Source organism: Lawsonibacter faecis (genome assembly GCF_014287675.1).
GTDB lineage: Bacteria > Bacillota > Clostridia > Oscillospirales > Oscillospiraceae > Pseudoflavonifractor > Pseudoflavonifractor faecis.
The window spans coordinates 34,751-47,617 of the sequence record NZ_JACOPQ010000005.1 but is presented as its reverse complement, the minus strand read 5'-3'; the positions used below and the strand labels follow the sequence as shown (position 1 = coordinate 47,617).

General features: G+C 62.5%; 8 protein-coding genes. 2 read left to right on the top strand and 6 right to left on the bottom strand.

Annotated features, from left to right (window positions below; all coding sequences use genetic code 11):
• Positions 1-15 precede the first annotated feature (15 nt).
• A complete protein-coding gene (locus H8S62_RS07605; RefSeq protein ID WP_186918929.1) occupies positions 16-648 on the top strand; it encodes a GyrI-like domain-containing protein in 633 nt (210 codons plus the stop codon).
• Positions 649-753: 105 nt separating this feature from the next.
• Here H8S62_RS07605 and H8S62_RS07600 read toward each other — a convergent pair whose 3' ends face one another.
• The 6 genes from H8S62_RS07600 to H8S62_RS17790 form a co-directional block, all read right to left on the bottom strand.
• Positions 754-3,198: a glycogen/starch/alpha-glucan phosphorylase gene (locus H8S62_RS07600; protein ID WP_155152100.1), complete on the bottom strand. Its 2,445-nt coding sequence runs from the start codon at positions 3,196-3,198 to the stop codon at positions 754-756.
• A gap of 206 nt (positions 3,199-3,404) precedes the next feature.
• The gene (gene glgA / locus H8S62_RS07595) at positions 3,405-4,841 is read right to left on the bottom strand and encodes a glycogen synthase GlgA (RefSeq protein ID WP_186918927.1); all 1,437 of its coding nucleotides are present in this window, start codon (positions 4,839-4,841) and stop codon (positions 3,405-3,407) included.
• Between the two features lie 192 nt (positions 4,842-5,033).
• Complete coding sequence (glgD, locus tag H8S62_RS07590; RefSeq protein WP_186918925.1) at positions 5,034-6,152, bottom strand: glucose-1-phosphate adenylyltransferase subunit GlgD; 1,119 nt, start codon at positions 6,150-6,152, stop codon at positions 5,034-5,036.
• Complete coding sequence (locus H8S62_RS07585; protein ID WP_279287751.1) at positions 6,149-7,360, bottom strand: glucose-1-phosphate adenylyltransferase; 1,212 nt, start codon at positions 7,358-7,360, stop codon at positions 6,149-6,151. The genes glgD and H8S62_RS07585 overlap by 4 nt, the downstream gene beginning before the upstream one ends.
• Before the next feature lie 149 nt (positions 7,361-7,509).
• Complete coding sequence (glgB, locus tag H8S62_RS07580) at positions 7,510-9,525, bottom strand: 1,4-alpha-glucan branching protein GlgB (RefSeq protein ID WP_186918922.1); 2,016 nt, start codon at positions 9,523-9,525, stop codon at positions 7,510-7,512.
• Between the two features lie 322 nt (positions 9,526-9,847).
• Positions 9,848-10,426, bottom strand: a complete 579-nt coding sequence (locus tag H8S62_RS17790; protein WP_155152092.1) for a helix-turn-helix domain-containing protein — start codon at positions 10,424-10,426, stop codon at positions 9,848-9,850.
• Between the two features lie 128 nt (positions 10,427-10,554).
• Here H8S62_RS17790 and H8S62_RS07570 point away from each other — a divergent pair, with 128 nt between their 5' ends.
• Positions 10,555-12,819 (top strand): S-layer homology domain-containing protein, encoded by a 2,265-nt coding sequence (locus H8S62_RS07570; protein ID WP_186918920.1) that lies wholly within the window; start codon positions 10,555-10,557, stop codon positions 12,817-12,819.
• Positions 12,820-12,867 lie beyond the last annotated feature (48 nt).

The window sequence follows — 12,867 nt, the reverse complement described above, 5'->3', positions numbered from 1 at the left end:
GAAGGGGCGCGCACGATGGCGGCATATGATTATAAGAGGGAGCAGAAGGAGCTCTACCGGCCCGGCGGTAAGCCGGAGATTGTAATGGTTCCGGCCATGCATTTCGCGGCGGTGGAGGGCATGGGCGACCCCAACGAGGAGGGCGGCGCATACGGCGCGGCGCTGTCGGTCCTGTATGCCGTGGCCTACACGGTCAAAATGAGTCCGAAGGCCGGACGTTTCATCGACGGGTACTTCCCCTATGTGGTCCCGCCGCTGGAGGGGCTCTGGTGGATGGCGGACGGCGCCGGCGGCGTGGACTGCGGCAACAAGTCCGGCTTTCACTGGATATCCATGCTCCGCCTGCCCGACTTCGTCACGGAGGGGGACTTCGCCTGGGCCTGCGGCGAGGCCGCGCGGAAAAAGGGCCTGGATACCTCCTGCGCCCGGTTTTTTACCCTGGACGAGGGCCTGTGCGTACAGTGTCTGCACACCGGGTCCTATGATGATGAGCCCGCCACCGTGGCGAAGATGGACGCTCTTCTGCTCCGGGAGGGGTATCGAAAGGATATCAGCCAGACGCGCAGGCATCATGAGATCTATCTGAGCGATCCCCGGCGGACCGCGCCTGAGAAGCGCAGGACCGTCATCCGCCACCCCATCGCCTGAAAAAAGCGGGACCGCTCAGCGGTCCCGCTTTTTGGTATGTTCCTATCAGTCCGCCGCCGGAGGGGAAGGCCACAGCCCGGCGTCCGCGGCCGGTCATCCCACCGCTTACAGCTCCTTGGTGGGCACCTTCCAGATGTTCCCCGCGTAATCGCGGATGGACCGGTCGGCGGCAAAGATGCCGGACCGGGCGATATTGAGAAGAGACACCCGGTTCCACTGCCTCTGATCCAGATAGACCTGTCCGGCCCGCTGGTGGGCGGCCCGGTAGCTCTCAAAGTCGGCCAGGAGCAGATACTCGTCCGCAGATCCGCCCGCGCCGAAGAGCAGACGGTTGGTGATGTCGGTGTAGCTCACGCCGTCGTCAAAGCCCCGGGTGAGCTGGTCCAGCACAGCCTTCAAATCCCCCGAGTGCATATAGTACTCGTAGGGCTTGTAGCCCCGGTGGCGCAGCTCCTGGACCTCGTGGGCCTTGAGGCCGAAGAGGAAGATGTTCTCGTCGCCCAGAACCTCGTGCATCTCCACGTTGGCGCCGTCCAGGGTGCCGATGGTCAGCGCGCCGTTCATCATGAACTTCATATTTCCGGTGCCGCTGGCCTCCTTGCCGGCGGTGGAGATCTGCTCGGAGAGCTCGCTGGCGGGCATGAGCTTCTCGGCCAGGCTCACCCGGTAGTTCTCCAGGAAGACCACCTGCAGCCTGTCTTTGCAGGCCGGATCGGCGTTCACCGTGGCGGCCAGGGAGTTGATGAGGTGGATGATCTGCTTGGCCACGGCATAGCCCGGCGCGGCCTTGGCCCCGAAGAGGAAGACCCTGGGGGTAAACTGGAAGTGGGGGTCGTTCTTGATATGCTGGTAGAGGTAGATGATGTGCAGTACATTGAGAAGCTGCCGCTTATACTCATGCAGCCGCTTGACCTGCACGTCGAAAATGGCGTCGGTATTGAGCAAAATGCCGCTCTCACGGGCCACATAGGCGGCAAAGGAGCGCTTATTCTCCGCCTTGATCTGCTGGAGGCGGGAGAGAACACCGGCGTCGTCCTGGAACTGCTCCAGCTTTTTGAGGGCGTCGGGCCTCAGAAGGTAGTCGTCCCCGCCGGTGCAGTCCCTGATGAGGGCGTCCAGCTTGGGGTTGCACTCGGAGAGCCAGCGGCGGTGGTCGATGCCGTTGGTCACGTTCTGGAATTTCTCCGGCGTAAGCTGGTAGAGGTCCCGGAAGAGGTCTTTCTTGAGAATGTCGGAGTGAAGGGCGGACACGCCGTTCACCGCGAAGCAGGTGCACACGCACATATTGGCCATACGCACGTCGCCGCCCCAGACGATGGCGTTGTGCTCCACCTTGGACATATCGCCGTGGAAGGCCTCGGTGAGCCGGTTCTGCCAGCGGCCCGAGATCTCCAGGATGATCTCCCAGATCCGGGGCAGCAGAGTGGAGACCAGCTCCTGGGGCCAGCGCTCCAGCGCCTCGATCATGACGGTGTGGTTGGTGTAGGCCACCGTGTGGGTGACGATATGCCACGCCTCGTCCCAGCCGTAGCCCTCCTCGTCCAGGAGGATGCGCATCAGCTCCGGGATGACCAGGGTGGGGTGGGTGTCGTTAATCTGGATGACGTGCTTCTGGTGGAAGTTGCGCAGGGTGCCGTACTGGACCCGGTGCTTGCGCACGATAGACTGGGCGGTTGCGGAGACAAAGAAGTACTGCTGCTTGAGCCGCAGGGACTTGCCCTCATAGTGGTTGTCGTCGGGGTAGAGGACCTTGGCGATAACCTCGGCCATGGCCTGCTGCTCCACGGCCTTGAGGTACTCGCCCCGGCTGTAGAGGGACATGTCCACCGGCACGGGGCTCTTAGCGTCCCACAGGCGCAGGACGTTGACGTGGTCGGTGCCGTAGCCGGCGATCTCCATGTCCTTGGGAATGGCCAGCACGTCGGTGCCGCCCTCGTAGACCACCCGGTGGCGGCCGTTCTCGTCCCACTGCTCCTTGACCTTGCCGCCGAAGTGGACGGTCTCGGTCTCGTCTACCTTGGGGATGAGCCAGGCGTCGCCCAGGCCCAGCCAGTTGTCGGCCAGCTCCACCTGCTGCCCGTCCACAATCTTCTGCTTGAAAATGCCCAGCTCGTAGCAGATGGAGTAGCCCCTGGCGGGTATGTCCAGGGTGGTCATGGAGTCCAGATAGCAGGCGGCCAGACGGCCCAGACCGCCGTTTCCGAGTCCCGCGTCGGGCTCGGTCTCGAAGAGGTCGGCGGCGTTGAAGCCAAGACCCTCGATGGCCTCGGTCAGAGGCTCCACCACGCCCAGATTGTAGGCGTTCTTCATCAGGGACCGGCCCATGAGAAACTCCAGGGACAGGTAGTGGACCTGCCTGGCGTGGGTGTCCTTCACGCGGTCCTCGGTCTCCAGCTCGTGGGCGGACATGATGTCGCGGAGGACCAGGGCGCAGGCCTTGAACATGTGTGCCCCGGTCGCCTCGTCCACGTCCCGGCCGAAATTGCGGCGGAGCTTGCCGACGATGAGGTCGGTCAGCTCGGTTTTGGTATATGTATGCAACGGTTCCATCTCCCAGATTGGTGCCCCGGCGGTGCCGGTCTGTCCGGCCGCGGGGTACACATTATATAAATGCTCTCTAATGCTGAATTTAACGCTAAAAATATGGATACGCTCCGCAGGCGCGCGATATGCCGCCCACGGAGCGCCCATTTTATCATAGAGTTAATCTGCTGTCAAGCAGAGGGAAAGGGCTGAATGGACCTCAAAACCGGCGCTCACTTCCCGGTAAGCCAGCCGTAGATTTCCAAATACTCGCCGGCGGACTTGTTCCAGGAGAAGTCGGCGGTCATACCGGCCTTCATCAGGGCCTTCCAGGCCTTCTTATTATTGTGGTAGAGATCCACCGCCTCCCGCAGAACCCACATCATGTCGTGGGCGCTGATGTTGGCGAAGGTAAAGCCCCGGCCCTCGCCGGTAAACTTATTATAAGGATAGACCGTGTCCTTCAGGCCGCCGGTCTCCCGGACCACGGGCACGGTGCCGTACCGCATGGCGATCATCTGGCTGAGGCCGCAGGGCTCCGCCTCGCTGGGCATGAGGAAGATATCCGCGCCGCCGTAGATGGCGGTGGAGAGGGAGGCCGAGTACATCATATGCGCGGCGAAGCGGCCGGGATACTGGCTGGCCGCGTGGCGGAAGGCCTCCTCGTAGTTCCAGTCGCCGGTGCCCAGCACCACCATCTGGGCGTTCATGCCCATGATCTCGTGGATGGAGGCGGTCACCAGGTCGAAGCCCTTGTGCTTCACCAGCCGGGAAACGCAGGCGACGATGGGCACGTCCGGGTCCTCATTGAGGCCGGCGGCCCGCTGCAGCGCGGCCTTGCAGTCCTTCTTGCCGGCAATTTGGGCGGCGGAGTAGGAGCGGGCCAGCCCCTTGTCCCGCCAGGGGTCATAGGCGGCGGTGTCGATGCCGTTGAGAATGCCCCGGACCTTGTTGCGGTTATCGGCGATGACGCCCTCCAGCCCGTGGGCATAGAAGGGGTACTGGAGCTCCTGGGCGTAGGATGGGGAGACGGTGGTGACGAAGTCGGCGGCGTAGATGGCGCCCTTCATCAGGTTCACGTCCCCGTGGTAGGAGAGCATATGCTCGTTGAAGTACCCGTCGGCCAGGCCGAAGAGGTCCTTGAGGGTCTGGCTGCCGTACCGGCCCTGATACTCGATGTTGTGGATGGTGTAGACGCTCTTGGCGCCGCTCAGCTCGGGAACCCGGTGGCGCTCCTCCAGCAGGTAAATGGGCACCAGCGCGGTCTGCCAGTCGTTGCAGTGGATCACGTCCGGAGTGAAGCCCACATGGCCGGGAGTCTCGATGACGGCCCGGGAGAAAAAGGCGAAGCGCTCGCCGTCGTCATAGTGGCCGTAGATCTGAGAGCGCTTGAAATAGTACTCATTGTCCACGAAGTAGTAGGTTACGCCGTCCTTCTCCAGCTGAAAGACGCCGCAGTAGGGAGTGCGCCAGGCCAGCGTGACGTGGAAGTTGAGCAGGTAGCTCATCTGGTCCCGCCAGTTCTGGCCCACACCCTCGTAGAGGGGCAGGATGACGCGCACGTCGTGCCCCTGGGCGGCCAGCGCCTGGGGCAGGCTGCCCGCGACGTCGGCCAGCCCACCGGTCTTGATAAAAGGAGCGACTTCAGATGATGCAAAGAGAATGTTCATAAAAACCTCCAAAAGCAAAAGTAAAAGCGGGGACGGCACGAAGGGCGGAGGGAAGGCGTCCGTCCGCCTCAAGACTCCCCCTGCAGCTTGCCTGAAGCGTATTCATACGCTCCGCCGAAACGCCGCCGCCGCGCTTCGTGTTCTCCGTAAGACTTGGCGGCGGCGCCTGCTGCCTTGACCATTCTTTTGCTTTTACACAATTTCTCCCTTGGCAATGGCCAGCGGGTACGTCTCATGTCCCATCAGCATCCGCCCGGGGTTGACCCTGACGTTCTTGTCGGTGATGGTGTATTTGAGGACGGCGCCCGCCTGGACGGCGGTGCCCTGCATGAGGATGCAGTTTTCCACCTTGGCGCCGGCCTCCACCCGCACGCCGCGGAAGAGGATGGAGTTTTTCACACTGCCCTCGATGATGCAGCCGTCGGCCACCAGGGAGCGCTCGGTCTCGCCTTCGCTGCCGTAGTAGGTGGAGGGGTTGGACTGGTCCTTGGTCTTAATGGGCCGCTCGGGGACGAAGAGGGCGTCCCGGACCTTGGGGTCTAAGAGCTCCATGCTCCGGGCGTAGTAGCTCGCCACGGACTGGAGCCGGGCGGCGTAGCCGTCGTAGACATAGGGCATGATTTTCAGGGAGTGGACCATGCTCAGCAGCACCCCCTGGCTGAAGGAGGGAATGTTGTGGGCGGCACAGTGGTCCACAAGGCTTAACAGCAGGCTCTTGGAGAGAATGTAGACCTCCAGGGACTCGCACCCGGTCGGGGAGAAGGGATGCACCGACACGTCGGCCACCCGGCCGTCGGCCCCCAGGGAGAAGTAGACCGAGGACTTGGGATCGCCCTTGGGCGCGCGGGTGCACACGGCGGTGATATCCGCGCCGGAGGCGATGTGCTGGGCGTAGATGTCCCGCAGGGGCAGGTTTACGGCCAGGTCGCCCCCGGCCAGCACCACGTGCTCCTGGCGGATGTTCTTAAGGTACGAGTACACGCCCTCCAGGGCGTCCATCCGGCCCCGGCAGACCCCGCCCCGCTGCTTGTTGGCGTAGCCGAAGGGGGGCAGAATGCGCAGGCCGCCGTGTTTGCGGGAGAGGTCCCAGTCCTTGCCTGAGCCTACGTGGTCCAGCAGGGACTGGTAGTTGGCGTGGACAATCACGCCCACGTCGGCGATGCCGGCGTTGACGTAGTTGGAGAGCATGAAGTCGATGATGCGGTACCGCCCGCCGTAGGGGACGGAGCAGGTGTTCCGGTTCTGGGTGAGTTCCCGCAGGTCTGCATTGGAGCGGTAGGCGAAAATTATGCCGTGCAGCTTGTTCATCATTCCGCCTCACCTCCCTTCACATTGCGGGTGACCATCGCGTTGGCCGGCACGACCGCGCCGTCTCCCACCTCGATCTCCTGGGCCACCACGGTAATCCCCCAGTTTTCCGTATCCTCCGGTGGTGGGGTGCCCACCGAGGCCTTTTCTCCGATGACCGCGTTCTCAGCCACGATGGCGTAGTCCACGGTGGCGCCCGCCTTGACCACGGTGCCGGGCATCAGGATGGAGTAGCGCACCTGGGCTCCCGGCTCCACAGTCACCGAGTGGAAGAGAACCGAGTTCTCCACCGTGCCGTACACCTCACACCCGCCGGTCACCATGGAGTGGGACACCCTGGCGTCCGGCCCGGTGAAGTGGGGCGGCTTGGTGGCGCTCCGGGCAAAGATGGGCCAGGAGGTGTCGTAGAGATCGATGCCGCTGCCTGGGGAGAGCATATCCATGTTGGCATCCCAGAGGGAGTTGATGGTGCCCACGTCCTTCCAGTAGCCCTGGAAGCGATAGGCCGCCATCCGCTCGCCGGCGCTGAGCATGGCGGGGATGATGTCGCCGCCGAAGTCGTTGGTGGAGTCGCTGCTCTGCTCGTCGGCCATCAGGTACTCCTTCAGCTTGGACCAGGTGAATATGTAGATGCCCATGGACGCCAGATTGCTCTTGGGCTCCTTCGGCTTCTCCTGGAACTCAAAAATCATGTCCTCATCGTCCACGCTCATGATGCCGAAGCGGCTGGCCTCGGCCAGGGGCACCTCCAGCACCGAGATGGTGCAGGCGGCGTTCTGCTCCTTGTGGTGCTTGAGCATTTTGGCGTAGTCCATCTTATAGATATGATCGCCCGAGAGAATGAGCACATACTCCGGGTCGTAGAGCTGCAAAAAGCCGATGTTCTGGTAGATGGCGTTGGCGGTGCCCTTGTACCAGGTGCCGTAGGAGCCCTCCCGCACATAGGGGGGCAGGACGTGCACGCCCCCGTCGGAGCGGTCCAGGTCCCAGGGCTGCCCGTTGCCGATGTAGGCGTTGAGCTCCAGGGGCTGGTACTGGGTCAGCACGCCCACGGTGTCGATGCCGGAGTTGATGCAGTTGCTGAGGGGAAAATCGATGATGCGGTACTTTCCCCCGAAGGGGACTGCGGGTTTTGCCACGTGGCTGGTAAGGGCGTAGAGACGGCTGCCCTGTCCGCCGGCCAGCAGCATGGCGACACATTCTTTTTTCATATACAACACCTCTGCTTATTGGTGGTAACGCGCTCTTTGCTTGTCACGCCGGGATTTTAACTGTCTTCCGGGGACGGCCCACGGGCCGTACCGCGTACTCCGCGCGCCGCCGCCGGACGGCCGGGAGCACCGATTCCGTCCGGGCTGGGCTAAATGTTCTTCTTCACCGCCGGGGCCGCCGCCTTTTTCTTGACGGCGGGGACGGTAATTTTCCCCGCGTCGGTCTTGACCAGCGCGGTCTTCTTCTTAAGCGCGGGCTTCTTGCGGATGCACCGATAGATGACCGCGCTCATGGGGGGCAGATCCAGCACCAGGGACTGCTCCTGCCCGTGGCACCCCGCATCCTCGCTGTCAATGGGGGCCTTGTCGCCCAGGCCGGCGCCGCCGTAGCGCTCGTCGTCGGTGTTGAACACGCACTGGTAGGTGCCCCGGCAGGGGGCGCCCAGCCGGTAGCCGGGCCGGTGGACGGGGGAGAAGTTGCAGGCCACCAGCAGAAAATCGCCCTTCTTGTCCTTGCGGAGGAAGGACGCGCAGTTATTGTGGTTGTCGTCCGCGCAGAGCCACTGGAAGCCCTCCCAGGAGAAGTCCAGCTCCCAGAGCTCCTTGTGGGCAAGGTAGAAGGCGTTGGCGTCCTTGAAGAATTGCCTGGTCTCCTGGTTTTCCCGGTTCTCCATCAGGTGCCAGTCCAGGGAGTACTCGAAGTGCCACTCGTTCCACTGGCCGAACTCGCTGCCCATCATCAGCAGCTTTTTACCCGGGTGGGTGAGCATATAGGCGTAGAACGCCCGCACGCCGGAGAACTTCTCCAGATACTCGCCGGGCATCTTATTCAGGAAGGAGCCCTTCATATGCACCACCTCGTCGTGGGAGAGGGGGAGAATGAAGTTTTCGGAGAAGGCGTACACCAGGGAGAACGTGATATCCTTGTGGTTGTACTGCCGGAAGTAGGGGTCCAATGTCATGTAGTGGACGATGTCGTTCATCCAGCCCATGTTCCACTTCAGGTTGAACCCCAGCCCTCCCTCGCTCACCGGGTGGGACACCAGGGGCCAGGCGGTGGACTCCTCGGCAATCATCAGCACGTCGCCGTGGCGGGTGAAGACGCTGGTGTTCAGCTCCCGCAGGAACTCAATGGCTTCCAAGTTCTCCCGGCCGCCGTGGATGTTGGGCACCCACTGCCCGGCCTCGCGGCTGTAGTCCAGGTACAGCATGGACGCCACCGCGTCCACCCGCAGGCCGTCGATGTGGTACTGCTCCAGCCAGAAGAGGGCGGAGGAGTAGAGGAACGAGCGGACCTCGTTCCTGCCGTAGTCAAACACACGGGTGCCCCAGTCGGCGTGCTCGCCCTTCCTGGGGTCGGCGTACTCGTAGCAGGCCGAGCCGTCGAACTCGTAGAGGCCGAAAGCGTCCTTGGGGAAGTGGGCGGGCACCCAGTCCAGAATGACACCGACCCCCGCCTGGTGGAGCTGGTCGATGAGGTACATCAGGTCGTGAGGGGTGCCGAAGCGGCTGGTGGCCGCGAAGTAGCCGGTGCACTGGTAGCCCCAGGAGGCGTCCAGGGGGTGCTCGGTGACGGGCATCAGCTCCACATGGGTGAAGCCCATCTCCTTCACGTAGGGCACCAGATACTCCGCGATGGTCCGGTAGCTGAGGAATTCCCCCTCGCCGGTGCGCCGCCAGGAGCCCAGGTGGACCTCGTAGATATTCAGGGGATTCTCATAGACCGGGCTCTTCTTCCGATGCTCCAGCCAGCCCTTGTCTCCCCACTGGTAGCCCGAGAGGTCGTAGAGCTTGGAGGCGGTTCCGGGGCGGGTCTCCGCGTGGAAGGCGTAGGGATCGGCCTTGGCCAGCACCCGGCCGTCCGCGGTATGGATGGCGTATTTATAGGCATCGTAGCGGTTCAGCCCGGGGATAAAGGTCTCCCATACGCCGCCCTCCAGGCGCGTCATCGGGTGGCTCTCGTCCGACCAGCCGTTGAAGTCCCCCATGACGGCGGCCTGCCTGGCGTGGGGGGCCCAGACCCGGAAGACGTATCCGGCGGCCCCGTCCCGGACATCCGGATGGGAGCCTAAATAATTCTGGGCATGGCAGTTGCCTCCGCTGAGAAAGAGGCCGAGCGGGGTGTCGGGACGGGGCGCCGGGGCGGTTAGCTTTTGTGCGGCCATGGGGAACACCTCCAAAGTGGTTGGGAAATTTACCAAAAATAAGAAAAAAGAAAATTCTTTGCTTGGCAAAATGACACAAACAGCTATTCTTGCGTCAATTTATTTGTGTAAATTATACAACGAAGCGGGGGACACGTCAAGGACTAGTTCCCATTTTCGTGGGAAAAGAGCATGGAGAACATATCATACCACAAAGAGGGGAAATCCGATAGATATGGAGTGGAATTGGTATAATTAGGCGCAACTAACAGGTTTGTAAAAATTATTGTTATACAGAATAAGGAAACGGCAGAAGCCGTCCGACTGCGGACGGCTTCTGCCGCTAGAGAATTTTATGCTGGGCTTCCAGCGCTTCAAAGGCGCGCAGGAAGGCTGCGCGCTGGGACTCGTACCCCTCCTCGCCCATACGGGTGAGGCACTCGCCCAAAATCAGGGCGAGCTGAGCGGCCAGATGGGAGCTCATATAGAGCCCCTCCTGATTATAGTACTGGGCGGTCTCCGCCAGCTCCCGGGCGGCGGCAAACTGACCGGCGTCCAGGGCCTCTCGGGCGGCATAGGCCCCCGCGTGTGCGTGGAGGAGATAGCCCTCGTCGGAGGTTCCGGCTCTGGAGTCGGCCTCCAGGGCGGCCAGACAGTCGGACCAGCGGCGCTGGCGGTAGGCTGCCCGGGCCTCGTCCAACCCGTCGGGCACGGTGCCGTCGGAGATGGGTGCCTGATCGAGAAAATAGCCGGCCGGCAGGCCCAGCGCACCGGCCAGGTACTCCAGGGTGCGCATGGAGGGGGCGGCGCTGTCGTTCTCGATTTTGGAGAGCATATTGCGGGTGATGGCGTCCCCCACCAGCTCCTTCTGCGTCATGCCCCGGCTCAGGCGGGCCTCTTTAATCTTCTGTCCCAGGGTCATGGCATTCCCTCCCCGTGTAACTGTGGTTTACTTTATAGTATTGTAACAGCCCCGGAGGGGCTTGGCAACCGGAAGATGCGGTAGTATTATAAAAACGGAAATCAAGATAAAGGTGGGAGGGATTCTGCATGACATGGCATGGAAAATCTGCGGTGCGGCTCATCGGCTCGCTTTTCTGCTGCGCCTTGCTCTGTGCGCTGTTCCTGTGCGCGTCCGTCTCGGCGGCGGATTACCCGGATGTGGAAGGGCACTGGGCCCGGAGAGCGATTGCGCGATGGTCGGATTCCGGCATTCTCAAGGGGTACCCCGATGGGAGCTTCGGCCCCAACGACCCCGTCACCCGCGCCCAGCTCTCGGAGGTTCTCTACCGTATCTGGGGCTGCGAACCGAAAAGCGGCCACACGTTTGAGGACGCCTCCCCCGCCGCCTGGTATTACGAGAGCCTGATTACCATGAATGCCTACGGCATTGCCCTCGGCCGGGACGGCCTCATACGCCCGGACGAGCCGCTCAGCCGTGAGGAGGCCTTTTATATGGTCGCCAAGGCGTTCCAGTTTGGCGGCGATGGGGACGGTACGGGAGAAATTGAGGGCATTTCGGACAGTGCGGCCATTGATTCCGCTTATTTTTACCGTATTTCCGCCCTCTTCAAGCAAAAAATCCTGAAGGGCGCCTCGGATGGGGCCTTCCATCCGAAAGACGCCGTGACCCGCGCCGAGGTCATTTCGGTCATTGACAACCTGTTCGACGTCTATATCAGTGAGCCGGGGCAGTATACCATGGCCGCGGACCAGGTCGCACTGGTTGCCTGCGGCGGCGTGACCATCAGCTATACCCCTATTCCGAACTACAGCTATACCAATATGGGCAAGGTCTATCTGACGGCAGGCGCCGCTGACGGCGGCGTCCTCTTCTCCGCGTCGGAATTTAAAACCTACATAAGCCTTATGCTGGAAGTGTGGGGCGTCTCGGAGGGCGGCAAGCCCTGGACGGAGGAGGGGATCCACTCCGTCTCGGACAAGCGGCTGGACCTGACCGACCCCAAGCAGGTGCCCGACATGCGCTTTGCGGGGGGCATCGGCACCAAGCGCAGCCCCTACCTCATTGAAACGGCGGAGCAGTTCCTGCTGCTGGACGGCTTTCCCTATACACCCAACGTCCCCATCTGTTTTGAGCTGCAAAACGATATCGAGCTCCCCGAAATGCAGGGGAGCCTGGACGTTTCTCTGATGAAAGCCGACCTCAACGGCAACGGCCACACGCTGACCTACCACATGCGGGGCAATGCCGCCAGCGCCCCCCTCAGCCTGGGAGAATATGGGCTGTTTCGGGTGTGGTACGGAAGCTGTACCGACCTGGCGCTGGCCGGTACCCTTGACCTGACGGTGGACGACGGAGTGAAGCTCCAGAGGATCCAGGTCGGCGGGCTTGCCGGGAGAGTGAGCGGAACTCTGGTAAACTGCACGACTGAAATGGACATGACCGTGCGCTATTCCGGGGCGGAGGAGAAGCGCATCTACGTCGGCGGCCTGGCAGGTACGATAGGCAAAGGCAGCTTGACCGGCTGCACGGGCGCCGGACGCGTGTCCGTCCTTCTTTCCGGGGACAGGGCAGATGCGAACGCGGGCGGTCTGGTGGGGGTGGTGTCTCCCGCGTCTTACACCTCCGAGGCGATAAACACGCCCTTCCCCGATACAAAACCGTACGCGCCCCCTGCCGAAGAGCGGGTGATTCACATTCAAGCCTGCGGCTCCACGGCGGAGGTGTCCGTCCAGGGCGGCTACCATACCAGCGCCGGCGGGCTGGTCGGGAATCTCACCTATGTCGGTGAGGACATTACCATGACGGACGAGGCCCTGGGCGTCGTGGAGAACTGTTGGTCCGCGGCCAAAGTGACCGCCTCCGGCGCGGACTTCCAGAGCGACTGCGGCGGCATTGTGGGGCATCTGGAGGCCGGGACCATCCGGGGCAGCTGGGCAAAGCCCGCGGTCTCCGTCGCGGACGACCGGTACGCCTTCATTAACGTGGGCGGCATCGCCGGAGCGGTCTATGAAAAGGGAATCATCTCCGACTGCTGGGCCAACGCCTCCGGCTGCGCCGTGCCCGGGGACGGCGGACATTACGGCGGGATCACCGGGCGCATGAAGGGCAGTATATCCAACTGCTTCGCCCTAGGCACGTCGAAGTTCGCCCCGGAGAACGCCATTTCCTACGGCTCCTGGACCGAGGGTCCTGTTACCGCCTGTATGGATATGACCAACGCGGCGCAAGCTCAAAAAAGTTCTTTCTACCAGACCAGCGGCTGGGACTACGAGACGGTCTGGGACAAAAGCGGCGCCTTGCCCATCCTTCGCGGATGTGACGCCGCCGCCCAGCGCGCCGCCCAGAGCTGACTTAAAACAGCCGGGGGTTCCCGCCGATTCGGCGGGAACCCCCGGCTG